Consider the following 18,885-nt stretch of genomic DNA (forward strand, 5'->3'; position numbering starts at 1 on the left):
ATGAAACGCCTGATTCTCTCGACCCTGACCGCCGCCATCCTGGGCGCGTCCGCCGCGGCCTCGGCCGACAACCTGGCGATCGGCTTTGCCGATCCGCTGTCCTCGCTCGACCCGCAACTGAACAACCACGCCGGTGACCGCTCGGTGGCCCTGCACTTCTGGGACCTGCTGATCGAGAACAAGTGGAACAAGCTGCAGCCCGGCCTGGCCGTGAGCTGGAAGCCGCTGGACAGCACCACCTGGGAATTCAAGCTGCGCGAAGGCGTCAAGTGGCAGGACGGCACGCCGTTCACCGCCGACGACCTGATCTACTCGTACACCCGCGCCCGCGCCGTACCCGGCAGCGTCGCCACCTACGCCGGCTACCTGCGCACCATCGATACGATGACCGCCAAGGACCCGCTGACCCTGATCGTCAAGACCAAGACCCCCAACCCCGACCTGCCGCTGAACCTGGCCTCGGTGCACGTGGTCAGCAAGCACGTCGGCGAGAAGTCCACCACCGAAGACTACAACTCGGGCAAGGCCATGATCGGCACCGGCCCCTACAAGTTCGTGTCCTACACCCCCGGCGACCGCGTCATCATGGAACGCAACGACGGCTACTGGGGCGAGAAGGCCACCTGGGACAAGGTCAACTACCGCTACATCAACAACGCCGCCGCGCGCACCGCCGCGCTGCTGGCCGGCGATGTCGACGTGATCGACAAGGTGTCGGTGTCCGACCTGGCCAAGCTGCAGAAGGCCGCCAACATCTCGGTCTACCCGTACGACGGCCTGCGCGTCATGATCCTGCAGCCCAGCTTCAACCCCGCGCCCAACCAGTACATCACCGACAACAACGGCAAGCCGCTGGACAAGAACCCGCTGCTGGACGTGCGCGTGCGCCAGGCGCTGAACCTGGCCATCAACCGCAAGGCCATCGCCGACCGCATCCTGCAAGGCGCCGCCACCGAAGCCAACCAGTGGATGCCCAAGGGCACCTTCGGCTACAACCCCGAGATCAAGGACATCCCCAACGACGTCGCGCAAGCCAAGAAGCTGCTGGCCGAAGCGGGCTTTCCCGACGGCTTCAAGCTGACCATGCACGTGCCCAACGACCGCTACCCGCAAGGCCCGGAAACGGCCCAGGCGGTGGCGCAGTTCTGGACCCGCATCGGCGTGAAGACGCAAGTGGAAGTGGTGCCGTGGGCCGTGTACTCGGGCCGCGCCAACAAGAACGAATTCGCGGTCAGCATGCTGGCCTGGGGCAACGGCACGGGCGAAGCCAGCTACGCGCTGGTCAACATCCTGGCCACCGTGGACGCCAAGAAGGGCCTGGGCGCCTCCAACTGGGGCCACTACAGCAACCCCAAGGTCGACGCCGCGCTGGATCAGTCCACCTCGGAATTCGACGTGGCCAAGCGTGAAGCCATCCTGCGCGACTCGGTCAAGCTGGTGTCCGACGATGTCGGCATCATCCCGCTGTACCACTACAAGAACATCTGGGCCGCCAAGAAAGGCCTGAAGGTCACCCCCATGACCAGCGACCGCACCGCCGCCATGATGGTCACCAAGGACTCGGCCAAGTAAGGCGCGCATCATGGTTCCTACCCTGAGCATCCAACCCGCCGACGCGCTCATCGACGTGCCCCGCCAGATCCGGGTGGAGCACGTCGCGCCCGGCCAGACGGTGGAGATCACCGCCCTCACCCGCCGCAACGGCGTGCTGTGGCAAAGCCAGGCCGCCTTCGTCGCGGGCGAGGACGGCGTGGTCGACCTGACGCGCGACGCGCCTGTCTCGGGCGACTACCGCTGCCTCGCGCCCATGGGCCTGGTGTGGTCGCAGTCGCCCGTGGACTCGCCCAGCCGCGAGCTCTTCAACCACCCGGTCAGCGAGCCGCTGGTCACTGAAGTGGTGGCGCGCGTGGCCGGCGCCCAGAGCGTGGCGCGCTTCACCCAGCGCCTGGCGGCCGATGGCGTCACCCGCCAGGAGGTGCGCGAGGAAGGCCTGGTCGGCACGCTCTACCTGCCGCCCGGCGCCACGCCCGGCTCGCATCCCGCCGTGCTGATCCTGAACGGCTCGGGCGGCGGCATCAATGAACCGCGCGCCGCGCTGTATGCGTCGCGCGGCTACGCCGCCTTCGCGCTGGCCTACTTCAAGGCGCCGGGCCTGTCGGACTACATCTCAAACACCCCGCTGGAGTACTTCCAGACCGGCCTGCGCTGGCTGCGCAAGAAGGTCCAGCCCAAGCACGACTTCGTCGCCATCAGCGGCCAGTCGCGCGGCGGCGAACTGGTACTGCTGCTGGGCGCCACCTTCCCCACGGAAGTGTCGGCGGTCGTGGCCTACGTGCCCGGCGCCGTGGTCCACAGCGGCCAGAACGCCTGCGACCCCAAGATCGGCCGCGAAGGCCCGACCTGGCTGCTGGGCGGCAAGCCCCTGCCGCACGTCTGGGAAAACAACCGCACCGCCACCTGGGCGCCGTTCGACGAAGGCCCCGCGCCGCATCGCCACGAAAAGGCCATCCTCACCGCGCTGCAGGACCCCGACGCCGTGGCCCGCGCCCGCATCAGGGTCGAGGACATCCAGGGCCCGGTGATGCTGCTGTCGGCCACCGACGACGGCTCGTGGCCGTCCAGCCTGTACTCGAAGATGGTGCGCGACAAGCTGGCCGAAGTGAAGCACCCGTACCCGGTTCAATGGCTCGACTACGAGAACGGCGGCCACTCGATCCTGTTCCCCTACGTGCCCACCACCCAACTGGTCTACGCCCACCCCGTGTCCGGCAAGATCAGCACCAGCGGCGGCAATCCCAAGGACAACGCGCGCGCCGACGAGGAATCGTGGCAAGGCGTGTTGAAGTTCCTGGACGCCGCGGTCAAGGCCAGAGCCAACGGCGGCCCGGCCACGTCCGGCAAGGCCGGCTGAACGCTATCCAAGGAGACTCTCTCAATGGCACAACAACCCATCGTCTATGACGCCGCCCGCGACCTGGTGGACCAGCTCGTCGGCCTGAAGGCCGACAGCGCCACCTACGCCGTGCGCCACCAGCGCGACAAGGTGGCCGCCGCCACCCAGGGCAGCTACGACGCCCTGTTCGACCCGGCGCTGCCCGGCCTGACGCTGGCCGAGCGCCTGCTGGTCGCGCTGTACGCCGCGCGCCTGACGCCGTCGCCGGCGCTGGCCGCGCACTACCGCCAGCGGCTGGTCGAAGCCGGCGCCCGCGCCGCCGACATCCAGGTGGCCGAGTCCGGCAAGCCGGCCGACGCCGCCGACCCGCGCCTGGCCGCGATCCTGGAATTCACGCGCAAACTGATCGAAAAACCCGTCGAAGGCGACGAGGCCGCGCTCAAGACCCTGCCGGCCGCCGGCGTCTCCACGCCGGCTGTCGTCACGCTGTCGCAACTGGTGGCGTTCCTGTCGTACCAGGTGCGCCTGGTCGCCGGCCTGCAAGCCATGCAGGCGCTGGCGGCCAAGCCCCTGGCGGCAGGCACCCCGCCCGCGCCCTTCCCGCCCAACACCGCCGCCACCGAACCGGGCGCCGTCATCAAGGCCCACGGCTTCACCAACGAAGTGCTGGAATGGAAGGCGTGGCTGGACGTGGTTCAGGTCGACAGCGCCACGCCCGAACAGATCGCGGTGCTGGAAGAAAGCCACCCCAAGGCCAAGGTCTCGGATTACTACCTGTTCCTGGTGCACCAGCCGGAAATCCTGCGCCAGCGCTCCACGGCCTTCAACGCCATCATGTATGCGCCGGGCGGTTTGTCGCGCGCCGAGCGTGAGCTGGGCGCGACCGTCGTGTCGCGCGTGAACGGCTGCGTCTACTGCGCATCGGTGCACGCGCAGCGCTTCGAACAACTGGCCAAGCGCAATGACGTGATCGCGCAGGTGTTCGAGGACCCGGCCACCGCCGGCACCACCGCGCGGGAACGCGCGATCAGCCAGTTCTCGATCCAGATCACGGACGCGCCAGCGTCGGTGGATGCGGCCAGCATCCAGGCGTTGAAGGACGTGGGCCTGAGCGACGGCGAAGTGCTGGACCTGCTGCATTCGGACGCGATCTTCGCGTGGGCCAACCGGTTGATGTTGAACCTGGGCGAGCCGGTGGTCGTGCAGGTCTGACGGCGGCATTTTCGTTAAACTGGCGCTTTCCGCCTATTCATGCGCCCCGCCCCACGCGGGGCGCATTGCCTTACCCCCATGTCCGACAAAACCCACGACATCCGCCCCGGCCAGTCGATCGAACTGCTCAAGGCCCTGCACATCCTGACCCGCGACGGCAAGATGAACCAGGACAGCCGCCGCAAGCTCAAGCAGGTCTACCACCTGTTCCAGTTCATCGAACCGCTGCTCAAGGACGTCCAGCAACAACGCGGCGCCGTCACCCTGGCCGACCACGGCGCGGGCAAGTCGTACCTGGGCTTCATCCTGTACGACCTGTTCTTCAAGGAACAGCCCGAGGCGCTGAAGAACGGCTCGCACATCTACGGCATCGAAACCCGCGAGGAACTGGTTAAGTCATCCGAAGAACTGGCGCAGCGCCTGGGCTTTGGCGGCATGTCGTTCCTGAACCTGTCGGTGGCCGAATCCATCACCTCCGACAAACTGCCCGCGACCATCGACGTGGTCACGGCCCTGCACGCCTGCAACACCGCCACCGACGACGCGATCCATTTCGCGCTGGAGAAAAAGGCCAAGTACATCGTGGTCGTGCCCTGCTGCCAGGCGGAAGTGGCGTCGGTGCTACGCAAGAACAAAGCCAAGGCGCTGGCCGATCCGCTGGCGGAGATCTGGCGGCATCCGCTGCACACGCGGGAGTTTGGCAGCCAGATCACGAACGTGCTGCGGTGCTTGCAACTGGAAGCGCACGGGTATCAGGTCAGCGTGACGGAGCTGGTGGGGTGGGAGCATTCGATGAAGAATGAGCTGATCATTGCGCAGTACAAGGATCTGCCGCGCAGGAAGGCGGCGGAACGGCTGACGGAGATGCTGGATCGGATCGGATTGCAGGAGTTGAAGGATCGGTTTTTCCTGCCGGAAGCTGCTTGAGAATTGAAAAAGGACCTTGCGAGGTCCTTTTCTTATTGAACGCTCGTCTCGGATAGGGATGAGAATGTCACCCTTGGCATTGCTGCCTATGTGCGTCACGCCCATACTCATCTTGCGATCGCAACAACGATCGTCCGGATTGACAGCCGGAAGAGCAAGGGCGGGCAGCCGCTGCAATAGCGGCGTTTTCATGTCCGTAGGCTGACGTACGTCCCTCCATGGGCGAGCCTTGGCTGGGGCACCTTCGTGTGCGCCGGTTTCCCTTGTCACCGGTCTGTCAACCCGGCCTTGTGCTCGCCCGCCCCGACCGACAACGGGGCGCGGGCTTAATGACAGAGGCAGCCGCGATGAACGACCACTCCTACACCCTTGACCGCTGGGCCACGCCGGATGATCCGGAGAGCGTCCCTATTCGATTTGCTGATCTTCGGAAGATTGAACGGGCTTGCCAGGGAATCTGGGCCATCGCCCGGATTGTGGGGAACAGCGCGACGGAACCCGAGAGCACCGGGGCGGCGCCGCTGGAGCCTTGGGTCAGCGCCAACTTGCTGGGTGGGGTCGAGAGCCTGTGCGATCACATCATGGATCTTGTGGACACGGCGCTTGATGGGACGGGGTTGGAGCTTGGGGGCGTGATGCCGGCGGGGTCAGTGCATTGACGGGCGTGGTGGCGGCGAGCCAGGATTATGCTGATGCCAATCCACCGCAATGGTGAACAATCCCGCGGATAGGCTCATAGGAGGCCAACCGTCGCGCCACCCGTCGCCTCGATAACGACGTCCTGAACACGACGGCCGGAAGTCGTCTGGATTCAATCCCCAGAGCTTCGACGCAACCGATCCGTCGACTGCTTGTTCAGCCGCTTCGCCTCGGCTTCCGCGTAGTCTTCCTCGCCCTGCTCGTATTTCCCGTCATACATGCAGCTACTGCGAACCAAGCCGCATTCGCCGATGATTGAAGAACAGCCCGAGTTCAACGCAGCGAGAAATAGCACGATACCGTAACGGCCCAACGTTTGAATCGACATATGGCTCCTTGGGGAATCACGCTAGTGTACCGATGAGGATGGCGGCCACAGCCTGGGAACGGGGTAAAAAAAATGTCAGGCGGCGGGGCTAGCCGCATAAGTCTTGGCGAAAAGCGGAACGCCCGACGCGGCCACGCTGCCGACGATCGAGCGCGTGGTCAGGCGGAGCCTGTCCACCGCTTGTCCATCATGCCCCGGGAAGGAGGCTGTGATTTGGATGCCTCAGGCACGATCGGGAGATTGGGACTGAGGGGATGACTTTGTCGGCGCAGCATGCGAGGTGCAACTTCGATGCACGTCCTACCAGTATGAACGGCCACACTAGCTGTCGGCTCGAGTGTACGGGGCTCATCGAGTATTGCGCTCTTAGCATGCCCGACGATCGTCAAGGCTAGCGTTGTGTAGAAGACATATACCCTTGGCTGCATATTTTCCTCCCCCCATCAATGCACCCTGGATCGCCACGCTTACGAGGCGTGGTGCGAAGAGAGCCGTACTAGCCGCTGCATATATGCATTTCTTCGGATCACCTCGTCTTTCGCACCCGAATCATCCAAGCTCCCCTCTTTCAGCACATATATTTGATCTGAAAAGGCCATTGCAGAAAGCCTGTGGCTAACAGATAGGACAGTGCAATCTCGAAATGTCGAGTATATTTTTTCGGAGACCGATCTCTCAGTCAGCACATCCAGAGCGGACGTTCCTTCATCAATTACAACGATCTTCGGTTGCCGCAAAAAAAGTCGAGCTAGCGAGATACGCTGACGCTGCCCCCCTGATAGGCTGACTCCTCGATCTCCCAGTTGGGTGTTCAGGTTTAGCGAACCTTCCACTCCGATGTCGGATATGGGTAGCCCAGCACTTGCCAAAGCACTTGCAATCTCCTGATCCGAAGCATCTTTCCGGGCTACTTGCATATTGAAACGGAGCGTATCGCTAAAGATGTTTGCGTCCTGGGTTACCACTCCGATCAATTCATTCAGGCTATGTCTCGGGATCGTCTCAATTGCTTTGCCAAACAGCTTAATAGTTCCTCGAGTTGATTGAAATTCGCCGGTTATTAACTTAATCAAAGAGGATTTCCCTGCTCCCGTTTCACCTGTGAACGTCACCTTCTCACCGCTGCGAATACTCAAGGATATTGGTCCCATGTGGTATCTGTCAGATGCGGGATAGTCAAACTCCACCGCCTCCATCGTGATTGCGCTCGCGTGCGGAATTATTGTTTCGTATTCCAGTGAAGGCGTTTTGGTGCGCAGCACATCTGACAAAAAAAGCGAGACGCTACGCATCGACTGCTGCGCTTCGCCCAGAGTCGAACCCAGCATTTCTATTGGGCCCGACAGGAGGATTACATAGGTGGCAATCAATGCAAATTCGCCGGCGGTAATTTGCCCGTTCGGACTTGCGTGGATCAGAACATAGAGGCTAGCTGCAAACATCGCTATAAACAAGAATGCGTTAATGGTAAGCATCCCAAACATGAGAAACCAATAGCCGTTCTGGATCTTCCTGTCCTCCTCCAAGACGTCTTGATATCTTCTGAATAGCTGCCCAAATGCGTTGTATTGACGAACGGCGCCGATGTTGAGAACCGAATCGACCAGAACGCTGTACGACTTTCTTCCCGCATCCATCACTTGAATACGTCGGGGCGAAAGCTTCTTTAAGAACAGGTAGTTGTTCAGTACGAAGAGCAACGTGTAGCCCGCAAAGATGTAGGCAATTGTGCTGCTAATTGCTGTGGCGATAACTACCATAGCTATCACCAATTGTACGAGTGGAGATACTACATTGAACGCGATGTTTCTAACGAATGAGTAAAGCTCGTTGGACGTTTGATTTAGCTGTTGAGCCAAAGAGCCGACAGAATTTTCGACGAAGAACTGAGCATTTCTGTCACAGAGAAATTTGAAGTATCGCTGTGAAATGGCTTCCACTAGGGTGATGCGCAGAAGGCTCTGAACGTAGAGGGAGCCGGTGTTAAAGAGTTTGGTGAGCGCGATTAAGCCGACATAGAGACCACCAAGCCAAGCCACCGAGCTAGCAATGGGCTGATTCGCGGAATTGCCCCCGAGAAGATCTATTGCTTTTGCCAAAAACAACGGCGCAAATGCAGAGAGCGATGACGAGAGGATGGTCAGCCCCATCGCCACTGTCAGCAGAAAAGCTGATTGACCAGCCAAGCCGCTCCGGAGAATGAGGAGGATAAATGAAGAATTTCCCATTTTCGAATTAGCCGGCTGCGGGTTGCGTGAGCATGGATTGCAAAAATAATTCTAGCTGGATAATATTTATTAAGGCGGGGAAGTCTTCATTCAAATACGCTTGCCCGTTGACGCTAATACTCTTACGAAGCTGTTCCGTGTCTATGCCCAATGCGCGCACGAGAATTCCGGCGGACAACCACTGATGCAAAATTTCCTGATTATCTTGGAAGTATTTGAACAGCCCGGCAGAAGATGATCGTTTGGATCTCCTCCAAGAGAAATCGTGCCTGGACGCCCGAAATACTGAATTTCGTAGGACCACCCGATCATGTTCCGAGCTATAGAGCTCTGAAACCGGACGGTGTAGCACTGTGCCGATTACTTCGGGAAGCAGCAGAGGGTGCAGAACCGTTGCCCCTTCTGCTCTGGGCGGGGATATCGTGTGCAGTGCTAGCAGAATCGCGCGTACGTGTGCGTGCTTTGCCGTCCGCGGATCCAGCCCGCTCAATAAATGGTGCTCTGGTCGAGACTTGGAAGTGGATGCTGATGGAAGCCAGGTAGGCGTATGCAGGAGAGCTGCGAGGTGATTTTTCCCTCGAAATAGAAGCTTGAGGTTGCTCACCATTGCTGCGTATATATTGTCTTTCTTTAGCCGACAATAGCGCCGGACCTCTGAAAATGCGCCAACGATATTGAGCTTCAGCAGGGGATCAAAGGCTACATTCCTGCCGGGATTTTGCAGAAATACGTGATCTCCCCCATGCCCTGTAAGTATCAGCTCTCGTGGGATCTCGGCTGTACCAAGAACGGCCAGGTTCTCGGCCGGGGGGGCGGGCGAGAAAATGTCGACGTCAAAAGGTGAGGAAAATACCGGTGTCTTGAATAAGTGTGGTTGAAATGGCGAGGGACTGTCCTCGTTCATTCGCTGAATCTGTATTTCTGCTCTAAGTGACTTTGCAATGCGGGTGGCTTCTGCGAGCTCAGTATCAGCGTAGGGCAACGAGCTCAATGCATGCGTTGCGACGAAATTTGTACCTGCCTTCGTGAGGCAATAAAGTAGTGCGCTGGAATCCAGACCGCCTGAGAAGCTGAGAGAGGTGCGTTCGAACTGTTTGGTGATGCACGCGAGCCTTTCAGATAGCAGAGGAACGACATCCTCACCGTTGGGCACAGGAACATGCGCGGGCAGTGGTGTAAGTGCACGAAGGTCACTGTGTACGGCTTGACCAAGCGAGATGGATTTCACGCGCTGAAGAGGCGTGGCGTTGGAGAACTCTGGAGTGTCGACGATGAATCGCCGACAATACTCGCCGTCAATCTCGTGGGTGCCGGAGTCGGTCAATCGAAGGAGCCAAGAGGGCTTAGTCGAAAATGCAATCGTGCTGTCTATCGTGGAATAGAACAAATCTTGTCCTCGATAGAGGCTCCTGGCCACTTCCACCTCTCCTCGTCGGCATCTCGCGATCAGGTAAGGCCCTGCAAGCTTGTGAGCGACTCTCAGCCAATGATCGCTTAGAAAGTCGTCGCGCCGCCGCACAATTTCATTCATAACGTAGGTGGGGGCGCGGTACAGGACCCGCAGATCACCGGATATAAACTCTGCCCACGCCCGTGTGTACATGATCGTAAGCCAATCATCACTCTGTATGGCTAGGTGGCTGTTGTTGCCATGTGCATCGATGACGTGGCGAACCCGTTGAGTCAAATGTTGGGCGTGGATGAGCAGCATCAGACCTCCATGATTACGGCCAGCTTTTTGCGCAAGCTGGCATCATCGTTTATAGGAATTCCGTCCAATTCGACCCAGGCATGACTAAAGAATGGCCTAGTTCGCGTGCCAACGACCAACGTCACCGGGTAGCCCAACTTTCGTCCCAATAAGCAGAGAGTAAGAGCATAGGAGAGACATCGATTGCTGCTGAAATCTAGGATGAAGGTCTTGTTAATATGGTCCATTAATTCAGCAAGAGTGCTCCTTTTCTTGCGGGGTGCGTGCGTTGTCACCGGCGTAGCAAGTAGTGTTTTAACGACCCCTTCAAATCCACGAAATTTTAGGAGCCATCCCGCCTTCCACAATGCGACGACTGTTTTGAACAGAAGAGGGATGGACTTCTGACAAGGAGAGACTGTTGGCGTCGTCCAACGGACTTCGAGCAGGCCCTCGCTGGATTGGGTTGTCAATATCCCGGGAAACTGCAGCACTTTGTCGAGCAGGCCATCAGCCTCCAATGCCGAAGACAACGCGCGGTCTTCGGTGCCTTTAGACTCTAGGAAGATATTCACCCTTTCTAGGACGATGTCAGGAATGATCGAGAACCTATTGGCAGCTATATCGAGAATGACCAAATCATCTCGGAAGTGGGCCAATCCTACGGCAACGCTCGGACTGTAATTCCTCACCAACTCTTCTCCACAGTCTGGAGGCGCGCCAGGACAGGTACGCTGTCCCAGCGTGGACCTTCAATGTTTCAGAGATAACTTTGGGTGCGGTTGACTTAACCGTACTTGGTGACGCCTACCGTACCCGAATTCACGGGGCACATGGGGCCGCAAAAATACTCGGGAATTCCGCCGGTGCCGCCTTGAGTGAGCTGGCTTGCCGCCGTATCGATTTTGACGATCTTGATTGCCAAGTTCGCCTGCTTCAGGGATTGCTGTTGCATTCTTTACTCCATAAAAGAGGATTGACCTGCTAACAACTTAGTCTTTTAACGCGAATCGTTATCAGACGCATGCATATTAAATGGGTATTGGTTAACTTGTCAATGCGCCGTGCGACTTGGCGGGACTTGACCGGCAAAGTCCTGGGGGACTTTCTCGCCCAACGATTGTTGCGAGCGGAGAAATTGCCGTTGGCGACCAAGGCAATCTGGATCACGGCGTGCCCGGCCTGACTGGCCGCCCGTGCAAGCGCCCGAAAAAGCTCCACGCCGACAAAGCTTATGATTGCCGCCGGTGCCGACGGTATCTGCATGCCTTCCGTGGCGCGTAACGGCGGGGCGAACACCTGGCCGGGAGAACAACTGGCCTGCGCCGTGCAAGTCGGCAGGAATCCGCCAGCGTCGTGGTATCTCACTGGCGGCATCCGAATCGGCGTTCAGCAACCGGCAGGGGGGGTTTAGCAGCTAGACGCCTCCCCGGTGAGTGCTCCGATTCGAATGAGCATTGCTCTCGCATATCCCGTCTCCCAGCGGGAACGCCTGGTGGCCTGGTCCTTCTGCGTGAAGCCGCTGTGCCAGAGCCTGTCAGTGGAATCGATGGTCGACCAGTCCTGGCGCACACCGACGGTGGTGTGCCAGTTGCCCAGCGCAATCTGGTCCTGCACGTAAAGGCCGGTCAGCGTCGAACGCATGCCCTTGTCCATGACCGTGGGCGGGACGGGCTGCGGCGCGCCGTAGACGGGGCTGTAGATATCCAGCTTGGTGCCGTTGTAGGTCGTGCGGTAGTCGCCGTCGCCGCGCATCTGCTCCCACACCAAGCCGGCCAGCAGTTCGTGGCGCGCGGCGCCGGTGGCGAAGCGGCCTTTCAACTGGTTGTCCAGGGTGAAGCTGTCGTAGCGCTCGGTGGAACCGAGCACCTGGCGGTCGATGGTGCGCAGGTCCGGTTGCAAGGCGGCCAGGACCACGGCGTCATAGTCGCTGTCGACGCGGGTGTAGCGGCCGTTCAGGCTCATCGACCAGTCGCCCGCCAGCTTCTGGTCGAACTGGTAGCCCACGGCGCGGATGGTGCGCGCGAACGTGTCGTAGCCCGGCTCGCCCACGTTGAAGCGGGGCGGCAGTTGGCCATGGGGGTTGGGCAGTACGCTGCCGATGCCCGGCACCGACGAGATCATGCCCAGGCCGGGATCGTCCTGGTAGCGCGCGTACAGCGTCAAGCGGGTGGCAGCGCTGGGTTGCCAGGTAAGCGAGGGCGCGACCGCGCGGCGGCGTAGCCAGGTGCCGTCCAGTTGGCCATCGCTGTTCATGGCGGTGCCGACGACCCGGAACAGCAGCGTGCCGCGTTCGTCGGCCTTGCCGCCCAGGTCGAACGAGCCGCGACGGTAGCGGCTGGTGCCGCCCTCAAGCTCAATGAGGCGCACGGCGTCTTCGCGCGGCAGCTTGCTGGTCAGGGCAATGACGCCGCCGGGCGTGGAGGTGCCGTACAGCACCGAGGCGGGGCCGCGCAGCACTTCCATGCGTTCGAGCAGGAAAGGATCGACCTGCTGGCCGCCGAAGACGACGCCGCGGTTCAGGCGCATGCCGTCCAGAAAGGTGTCAACGGGGCCGTTGCCCGTGCTGAAGCCGCGGATGCTCATGTCGTCATAGGCGGTGACGGCGCCCCAGGATTCGGTGGCGACGCCGGGCGCGTAGCGGAAGGCCTCGTTGACCGAGCGCACGTTGCGCGCGTCCATCTGCTCGCGGGTGATCACCGAGAGGGACTGCGGCGTCTCGATCAGGGGCGTGTCGGTGCGCGTGGCGGAACTGGAGCGACGCGGCACCACGCCGTCGTCCTGCGGGATGCCGACGACCTCGACGGACGGCAAGGTGGGGGCGTCCCCCGCCTTGGCGGCTTCGGCCGCCTGCGCTGCGCCGGGCTGGGCCCAGGCCAGCAGAAGCAGATGAAATCCGACAGCAAGAACCCGAGGCGTTGCGCATCTGGCGCGAGATTGGAAGATCATGAGTGTGGTCCGTTGGTTAGATGGCATGCTTCCCAAGACCCGGCGCGTATCGCCGGCGCGATGGATGGAAATTGCTTTGAAGCGGACTCATTTAATATTGCGTCTCATTCCCTTAACTACCCGGATCGGGTCATCGCCCCAAAACGGTTCCCCCGGTTATCGCTCTATGAAGACCTATCCCGCCATGCCGCCTCACGGCGCCGCTTCCGCCCTGCCCGAGTTGTCCACGTCCTCGATGCTCGACGCGGACTTCCTGGCGCACTTCCTGCCGGAGCAACGACACCGGTTGGTCTACGTGCAAGCGGCGGACGGCATTGAGCTGTGCCACTGGCAAAGCGCATTCGAGCAACCAGTTGCCGTTCAAACGCGTGACGACGGCGACCGCGTATTGCTGTCGTATCAACTGCGCGGCGATACCGATTGCTGGCTGGCAGGCGGCGTCGCCGGACAGCGCGAAGCCGTCAAGGAAACGTCCGGCTGCGTCTACTACACGCCCGATCGTCGCGGGCGCTTTGTGCAGCAGGGAGTTTGCGAGAGCGTGACCGTCGCGCTGCGGCCGGACGTGCTTCGCTTGTGGTTGGAAGACATGGACGCACCGTTGCGGCGGTCGCTGGATTCCGGGGGATGCTTTCGAACCGGGTATCGCGGCGAAAAGCTGCACCAGGCGGTGCTCGCAATTGGCCGTGAGTTGAAGCACCTGCGCACGCCCGCATACGAAACGCCTGGCGCCCGCCTGATCCGCGAGGCGCAGGCCATGATGCTGACCGGACTGTTTCTCGAAGCTGGCCAAACGGATATCGGCGGCGCCACCACCGCCCCGCCACGCCAACGCCTGCTGGCGGCGCGGGACTTTCTATTGGCCGACCTGGCCAATCCGCCGACGCTGGCGCAGATCGCCGCCGAGACCGGCTTGAGCGCCATGCGCATCAAGCGCGGATTCCGTGAGGTGTTCGGCCACACCGTCTACGGGTTGTTCCAGCAGACGCGGATGCGCGAGGCGCAGCAGCGGCTGCGGGCGGGCAAGGTGACGGTGATGGAGGTGGCGTTCGACCTGGGGTATTCCAACCCCAGCCACTTCGCGGCGGCGTTCCGCAAAGAGTTCGGCGTGGGGCCGGGGGAATACAAGCGCGGGGCGGCGGGCGCATGACGCGCCAGCATCGCCTCGCAATGCCGGCCCCGTCCCGCTACCACTGATACGCCAAGGTCAGATTCACCTGTCGTCCAAGCCCCGGGAAGCAACCTGTGCCCAGGTCATAGCAGCCCGCCACATGACGCTTGTTAGTCAGGTTGGCAACGTTGAGTTGCAGCCTCGCGCCCTTCATGGACGGCGATTGCCGCCCGAAATCGTAGTGCAGTTGCGCATCGAGCAGCGTGAATGACGGCGTGCGGAATTCCTCCACTTGCATGCCGCCGGCGGTATTGCCGTGGTAGCGCGCGCCCAGCGCCGCGCCCAGGCCCGACGGCGCATCCCACGCCAGCCAGACGCCGCCGAATTGCGCCGGCACGCGCACGGGCCGCTTACCGACGATATCCGCACTGCCCTTGGTGTATTCGACCTGCTGCCAAGTGTAGGCAGCGATCACGCTCCATTGCGCGGCGAGGCGAGCACGCGCTTCCAGTTCCAGGCCGCGAGAACGCATCTCGCCTTCCTGGATACGCTGCCATGGATTGGCGGGGTCGGGGATGAGCACGTTTGCTTGCGTCAGATCGTAGAGGGCGGCGGTGAACAGCGCGTCCCAGTCCAGTGGCTGGTATTTGAGGCCCGCCTCGAACAGTTCACCCCGGCTCGGCTTGAACGGCGTGCCGCGGGCCGATAGCTGATTGATGGGCTGGAACGACTGGGCGTAGGTGGCATAGGGCGCCAAGCCGTTCTCGAAACGATAGAGCGTGCCGATCCGGCCGGTGGTGGCGCGATCATGCTGCGTAAAGTCGTTGTGCCAACGAAAGTCCACGGTGTCGATGGTGGAGCGGTCATGCCGCAGGCCGAGCATAGTGTGCCAACCGCCGAACGACAACTGGTCTTGCAGGTAGAAGCCCATCTGCGTCGAGCGCACGCGATTGTCCATGCCCACGGGCAAAGCGGCGGGGATGGGCATCCCGTAGACCGGTTCGAAGATGTCCAGCGACGGGATGTCCAGCGACGGGGGCTTGCCCTTTCTGAAGTCGCCACGACCCCGCAGTTGTTCCCAGCTTATGCCGGCCAGCAGTTCGTGTTGCAGGACACCGGTGGCAAAGCGGCCGCGCACTTGGTTATCGAGCGCGAGGGTGTTATAGCTTTCGTCCGACGCGTTGGCGTAGCGATCGATGGTGCGCAAATCCGGCCGCAAGCCTGTCATGCGCACGGCGGCGTACTGCACGTCGATATCGGCGTAGCGGCCGTTCAGCGACAGCGACCAGTCGTCGGCCAGACGCTGGTCGAATTGATAGCCCGCCGCGCGCTGGGTGCGGGAGAAGCGATCATACGAAGGCTCGCCCGTGTTGAAGCGCATTGGCAGCCGACCGTGCGGGTTGGGTAGCATCGTGCCCTGCGCGGGCAGCGAACCGATCATGCCGGACTGGGGGTCCCCCTGATAACGCGCGTACAACGTAAAGCGGGTGGCCGCGCTCGGTTGCCAGGTCAACGACGGCGCAACCGCGCGGCGGCGAGCCGGCGCGCCGTCCATGTGGCCTTCGCTGTTCATGGCCGTGCCGACGACGCGAAACAGCAGCGTGCCGCTCGCATCGGCCATGCCGCCTAGGTCGAAGGAAGCGCGCCGGTTGCCATACGAGCCCCCCCTCCAGCTCGACCCGCCGGATGGCCTGATCGCGCGGCAATTTGCTGGTCAGGACCACCACCCCGCCGGGGTTGGCCCTGCCATACAACACCGATGCCGGACCGCGCAGAACCTCCATGCGTTCGAGTAGAAATGCGTCGACCTGCTGCGCTCCGAAGACCAGGCCTTCGCCCATGCGCAAGCCGTCCAGAAAGGTGTCCGCCATATCGTTGGTCGACGTGAAACCACGGATGGTGAGCTCGTCATACCCGCTGACGCCGCCCCAGGCTTCTGTCGCGATGCCGGGCGCATAGCGGAAGGCCTCGTTGACCGAATGGACGTCTTGCGCATCCATTTGAGAGCGCGTGACCACTGAGATGGACTGCGGGATCTCGACCAGCGGCGTGCTGTTGCGCGTCGCCGCGCTGGCGCGCTGGGGCACGAGGCCGTCGTCGTCGGCCGGGGCGGCGACCTCGATGGCAGGCAATGTCGGGGCTTGGCCGGCCTTGGCCGATTGCGCCGCGCCCGGTTGGGTCCACGCCAACAGCAATAGTGGAAATCCGACGCTGAGAAGTCGGGACGTCGCGCATGGGGAACGGAATTGGAAGATCATGGGTTCAGATCCTGTGGGGGTCGGCAAGGCACCCAGGCGGCGACCGAAGCCACTGCTCGGACGCGCGCGGGTGCAGTTTCAAGCCACCTCATTGGATATGGCGGCCCCTGCCCGCCCACACCTGAATCAGGTTCATTCCACCCGCATTGGATCCCCATCGACACCATGACGCCCCGCCATCCGCCCGCTCCGCCCGAAGTCCGCACGTCGGCCATGCTCGATCCGGCCCGCCTTGCGACCCTGCTGGCGCGGCAACGCCACCTGCTGGTTTCCGTTCCCGCCAGCGACGGCGTCGAACTGCACTATTGGCAAAGCGCGTTCAAGCAGCCGGTGACGCTGGACGCGCGGGGCGACGAGGATCGCGTGCTGTTCACGTATCAGTTGCGCGGCTGCGCCCACTGCTGGTTGGACCGGGGCCCGGCAAGCCGGGGCGAGTACATGCGTGAGAACGCCGGCAGCGTCCATTTCGCGCCGGGCCGGCACAGCCGCTTTCATCAACAGGGCGCGTGCGAGAGCGTCTCGGTCGCGGTGCGTCCGGACGTGCTGCGGGGCTGGATCGACGACCTGGACCCGCCATTGCGGCGATCCCTGGACTCCGGCGCGTGCTTCGTGGCGGGCTACCGTGGCGCCCGGCTACACGAAGCGGCCTATGCGCTCGGCCACGCGCTCAAGCATGCCTCGACGGCGACGCCAACCACGGCGGGCGCCCGCCTGGTTCACGAAGGTCATGCCCTGCTGCTGCTGGGCCAGTTCCTGGAGGCCGGGCGCGCCGGGGGAGGACGCCACAGCCGGGTCGTGACGCACCGCCAGCAACTGCTGGCGGCCCGCGATCACCTGCTTGCCGATCTGGCCCATCCGCCCACCCTGGCGCAGATGGCGCTCGAAGCGGGCATCAGCGCCATCCGCATCAAGCGCGGATTCCGGGAATTGTTCGGGCACAGCGTGTATGGGTTGTTCCAGCAGGAACGGATGCGCGAGGCGCGGCGGCGCCTGCAGGCGGGCGGAGTGACAGTCATGGAGGTGGCGTTCGGCCTGGGCTATTCGAACCCCAGCCATTTCGCGGCAGCGTTCCGCAAGCAATTCGGCATCGCCCCCGGCGAATACAAACGCAGCCAGCCCCTTACCCCCGCTGGCTCAACGCCTTGGCAATCCGATGCCGCCCCACCGTCGTCTTCGGCACCTTGAACGGAAACCAGCTACGCACGTCTTCGTCCAGCCCGATCCCGTGCATGTAGTTGTAGATCGCCTTCTTCAACGCCCGTCCCAGCGCGTCGTGATCCACCCCGGTCGGGTCGTCGAAGCCGATGTCGTTCTTGGCGAACGTCACGTCCGGCAGCGGTCGCAGCGTCACGCCGTATTCCTCGGGGTTCAGCCCCACCGGGGAATGCACTGTACAGGCGAAGCGGTGGAAGAACCCGCTCTGGATACAGCCGTTTTCGAACAGTTGGCGCACGTATTCCAGCGCGTCGACGGTGTCCTGCACGGTCTGCGTGGGAAAGCCGTACATCAGGTAGGCGTGCACCAGAATGCCGGCGTCGGTAAAGGCGCGGGTCACGCGCGCCACCTGGTCGACCGACACGCCCTTCTTCATCAGGTTCAGCAGGCGGTCCGAGGCGACCTCCAGGCCGCCCGAGACGGCGATGCAGCCGCTGTCGGCCAGCAGTTCGCACAGCTCGGGGGTGAAGGTCTTCTCGAAGCGGATGTTGCCCCACCACGAGATGCCGGCGTTGCGCGCGATCAGTTCCGTGGCCAGGGCCTTGAGGGACTTGGGCGGCGCGGCCTCGTCGACGAAGTGGAAGCCGGTCTGCCCGGTTTCCTGCACGATGGCCTCGATGCGGTCGGCCAGCACCGTGGCCGAGGCGCCTTCGTAGCGGCCGATGTAGTCCAGGCTCACATCGCAGAAGCTGCACTTCTTCCAGTAGCAGCCGTGGGCCACGGTCAGCTTGTTCCAGCGGCCGTCGCTCCACAGGCGGTGCATGGGGTTGAGCATGTCCAGCAGCGACAGGTAGCGGTCCAGCGGCAGGCCGTCCCAGGTGGGCGTGCCGACTTCGGCGAAGGCGACGTCGGGCTCGACCAGGTTGACGTAGCGCACCGCGCCGCTGTCGCCGTCGCGCAGGAAGGTGCGCACCAGGCGCTGGCGCGAGCGCTTGCCTTGCACGTGTTCCATCAGCGCCAGCAAGGGGCGCTCGCCGGCGTCGAGGCTGACGAAGTCGAAATAGTCGAAGACGCGCGGGTCTTTCAGTTCGCGCAGCTCGGTGTTGACGAAGCCGCCGCCCAGCACGGTGATGATCCTGGGGTCTTGCGCCTTGATGGCCTGGGCGATGCGGAAGGCGGCGTAGACGGCGCCGGGGAACGGCACCGACAGCAGCACCATGGTGGGCTGGTGGCGCGCCAACGCTTCCAGGGTCAGGTCGCGCAGGGTGTCGTCGACCAGGTTCAGCGGCGCGGCCAGCGCGTCGGCCAGCGGATCGAAGGTCGGCTGGCTGCCGGCCAACGATTCGGCGTAGCGCACGAATTCAAAACGCGGATCGATGGCGTCGCGCAGCACGTCGGCCAGGTCGTTCAGGTACAGCGTGGCCAGGTGCTTGGCGCG

16 protein-coding genes and 1 pseudogene are annotated in these 18,885 nt (G+C 62.4%); 8 read left to right on the plus strand and 9 right to left on the minus strand.

The window, feature by feature from the left end; genetic code table 11:
* The 5 genes from ACN6PJ_RS26960 (at position 1) to ACN6PJ_RS26980 (ending at position 5,691) form a co-directional block, all read left to right on the plus strand.
* Positions 1–1,572 carry an ABC transporter substrate-binding protein gene (locus ACN6PJ_RS26960; RefSeq protein WP_427998840.1) on the plus strand — a complete coding sequence of 524 codons (1,572 nt, stop codon included), beginning with the start codon at positions 1–3 and terminating at the stop codon, positions 1,570–1,572.
* A 10-nt stretch (positions 1,573–1,582) separates the two neighbouring features.
* Complete coding sequence (locus ACN6PJ_RS26965) at positions 1,583–2,911, plus strand: acyl-CoA thioester hydrolase/BAAT C-terminal domain-containing protein (RefSeq protein ID WP_427998841.1); 1,329 nt, start codon at positions 1,583–1,585, stop codon at positions 2,909–2,911.
* Positions 2,912–2,935: 24 nt separating this feature from the next.
* On the plus strand, positions 2,936–4,105 hold the full coding sequence (locus ACN6PJ_RS26970) for a CMD domain protein (protein ID WP_427998842.1): 1,170 nt from the start codon (positions 2,936–2,938) through the stop codon (positions 4,103–4,105).
* A 78-nt stretch (positions 4,106–4,183) separates the two neighbouring features.
* Complete coding sequence (locus ACN6PJ_RS26975; RefSeq protein WP_427998843.1) at positions 4,184–5,032, plus strand: class I SAM-dependent methyltransferase; 849 nt, start codon at positions 4,184–4,186, stop codon at positions 5,030–5,032.
* Positions 5,033–5,379: 347 nt separating this feature from the next.
* Complete coding sequence (locus ACN6PJ_RS26980) at positions 5,380–5,691, plus strand: hypothetical protein (protein WP_427998844.1); 312 nt, start codon at positions 5,380–5,382, stop codon at positions 5,689–5,691.
* A gap of 152 nt (positions 5,692–5,843) precedes the next feature.
* On the opposite strand, the gene ACN6PJ_RS26985 is transcribed toward ACN6PJ_RS26980, so the two are convergent.
* Positions 5,844–6,059 carry a hypothetical protein gene (locus ACN6PJ_RS26985; protein WP_427998845.1) on the minus strand — a complete coding sequence of 72 codons (216 nt, stop codon included), beginning with the start codon at positions 6,057–6,059 and terminating at the stop codon, positions 5,844–5,846.
* A 154-nt stretch (positions 6,060–6,213) separates the two neighbouring features.
* Between ACN6PJ_RS26985 and ACN6PJ_RS26990 the strand changes: the two genes are divergently transcribed.
* On the plus strand, positions 6,214–6,309 hold the full coding sequence (locus ACN6PJ_RS26990) for a hypothetical protein (protein ID WP_427998855.1): 96 nt from the start codon (positions 6,214–6,216) through the stop codon (positions 6,307–6,309).
* Positions 6,310–6,526: 217 nt separating this feature from the next.
* Here the strand turns inward: ACN6PJ_RS26990 and ACN6PJ_RS26995 are convergent, their stop codons facing one another.
* From ACN6PJ_RS26995 to ACN6PJ_RS27015, 5 genes are all read right to left on the minus strand, one after another.
* Positions 6,527–8,287 carry an ABC transporter ATP-binding protein gene (locus tag ACN6PJ_RS26995; RefSeq protein ID WP_427998846.1) on the minus strand — a complete coding sequence of 587 codons (1,761 nt, stop codon included), beginning with the start codon at positions 8,285–8,287 and terminating at the stop codon, positions 6,527–6,529.
* Positions 8,288–8,294: 7 nt separating this feature from the next.
* Positions 8,295–9,998, minus strand: a complete 1,704-nt coding sequence (locus ACN6PJ_RS27000; RefSeq protein WP_427998847.1) for an asparagine synthase-related protein — start codon at positions 9,996–9,998, stop codon at positions 8,295–8,297.
* Complete coding sequence (locus tag ACN6PJ_RS27005) at positions 9,998–10,615, minus strand: lasso peptide biosynthesis B2 protein (RefSeq protein ID WP_427998848.1); 618 nt, start codon at positions 10,613–10,615, stop codon at positions 9,998–10,000. The genes ACN6PJ_RS27000 and ACN6PJ_RS27005 overlap by 1 nt, the downstream gene beginning before the upstream one ends.
* Positions 10,616–10,764: 149 nt before the next feature.
* The gene (locus ACN6PJ_RS27010) at positions 10,765–10,932 is read right to left on the minus strand and encodes an acinetodin/klebsidin/J25 family lasso peptide (RefSeq protein ID WP_427998849.1); all 168 of its coding nucleotides are present in this window, start codon (positions 10,930–10,932) and stop codon (positions 10,765–10,767) included.
* A 455-nt stretch (positions 10,933–11,387) separates the two neighbouring features.
* Positions 11,388–12,926: a TonB-dependent siderophore receptor gene (locus tag ACN6PJ_RS27015; protein ID WP_427998850.1), complete on the minus strand. Its 1,539-nt coding sequence runs from the start codon at positions 12,924–12,926 to the stop codon at positions 11,388–11,390.
* Positions 12,927–13,092: 166 nt separating this feature from the next.
* On the opposite strand from ACN6PJ_RS27015, the gene ACN6PJ_RS27020 reads away from it, so the two are divergent.
* Positions 13,093–14,073, plus strand: coding sequence for a helix-turn-helix transcriptional regulator (locus ACN6PJ_RS27020; RefSeq protein WP_427998851.1), 981 nt, complete (start codon positions 13,093–13,095; stop codon positions 14,071–14,073).
* 37 nt (positions 14,074–14,110) lie between these two features.
* Here ACN6PJ_RS27020 and ACN6PJ_RS27025 read toward each other — a convergent pair whose 3' ends face one another.
* Positions 14,111–15,655, minus strand: a complete 1,545-nt coding sequence (locus ACN6PJ_RS27025; RefSeq protein ID WP_427998852.1) for a TonB-dependent siderophore receptor — start codon at positions 15,653–15,655, stop codon at positions 14,111–14,113.
* A gap of 115 nt (positions 15,656–15,770) precedes the next feature.
* Positions 15,771–16,292 (minus strand): annotated as a pseudogene (locus ACN6PJ_RS27030) (TonB-dependent receptor plug domain-containing protein); the annotation flags it as partial.
* 165 nt (positions 16,293–16,457) lie between these two features.
* Here ACN6PJ_RS27030 and ACN6PJ_RS27035 point away from each other — a divergent pair.
* A complete protein-coding gene (locus tag ACN6PJ_RS27035) occupies positions 16,458–17,477 on the plus strand; it encodes a helix-turn-helix transcriptional regulator (protein WP_427998853.1) in 1,020 nt (339 codons plus the stop codon).
* Here ACN6PJ_RS27035 and ACN6PJ_RS27040 read toward each other — a convergent pair.
* Positions 17,413–18,885, minus strand: a 1,473-nt coding sequence (locus tag ACN6PJ_RS27040; protein WP_427998854.1) for a B12-binding domain-containing radical SAM protein, incomplete at its 5' end; no start/stop codon positions are given. The two genes, ACN6PJ_RS27035 and ACN6PJ_RS27040, sit on opposite strands and share 65 nt — an antisense overlap.

It is taken from the genome of Achromobacter sp., assembly GCF_050285585.1.
Classification (GTDB): domain Bacteria; phylum Pseudomonadota; class Gammaproteobacteria; order Burkholderiales; family Burkholderiaceae_B; genus Achromobacter.

Bases quoted from the DNA above. Each gene is read 5' to 3' on its own strand.
- ACN6PJ_RS27020 (WP_427998851.1), top strand. From the start codon at position 13,093: ATGAAGACCTATCCCGCCATGCCGCCTCACGGCGCCGCTTCCGCCCTG.
- ACN6PJ_RS27000 (WP_427998847.1), bottom strand. From the start codon at position 9,998: ATGCTGCTCATCCACGCCCAACATTTGACTCAACGGGTTCGCCACGTC.
- ACN6PJ_RS26995 (WP_427998846.1), bottom strand. From the start codon at position 8,287: ATGGGAAATTCTTCATTTATCCTCCTCATTCTCCGGAGCGGCTTGGCT.
- ACN6PJ_RS26965 (WP_427998841.1), top strand. From the start codon at position 1,583: ATGGTTCCTACCCTGAGCATCCAACCCGCCGACGCGCTCATCGACGTG.
- ACN6PJ_RS27010 (WP_427998849.1), bottom strand. From the start codon at position 10,932: ATGCAACAGCAATCCCTGAAGCAGGCGAACTTGGCAATCAAGATCGTC.
- ACN6PJ_RS27035 (WP_427998853.1), top strand. From the start codon at position 16,458: ATGACGCCCCGCCATCCGCCCGCTCCGCCCGAAGTCCGCACGTCGGCC.
- ACN6PJ_RS26975 (WP_427998843.1), top strand. From the start codon at position 4,184: ATGTCCGACAAAACCCACGACATCCGCCCCGGCCAGTCGATCGAACTG.
- ACN6PJ_RS27015 (WP_427998850.1), bottom strand. From the start codon at position 12,926: ATGATCTTCCAATCTCGCGCCAGATGCGCAACGCCTCGGGTTCTTGCT.
- ACN6PJ_RS26985 (WP_427998845.1), bottom strand. From the start codon at position 6,059: ATGTCGATTCAAACGTTGGGCCGTTACGGTATCGTGCTATTTCTCGCT.
- ACN6PJ_RS26980 (WP_427998844.1), top strand. From the start codon at position 5,380: ATGAACGACCACTCCTACACCCTTGACCGCTGGGCCACGCCGGATGAT.
- ACN6PJ_RS26960 (WP_427998840.1), top strand. From the start codon at position 1: ATGAAACGCCTGATTCTCTCGACCCTGACCGCCGCCATCCTGGGCGCG.
- ACN6PJ_RS26970 (WP_427998842.1), top strand. From the start codon at position 2,936: ATGGCACAACAACCCATCGTCTATGACGCCGCCCGCGACCTGGTGGAC.
- ACN6PJ_RS27025 (WP_427998852.1), bottom strand. From the start codon at position 15,655: ATGGCCGATGCGAGCGGCACGCTGCTGTTTCGCGTCGTCGGCACGGCC.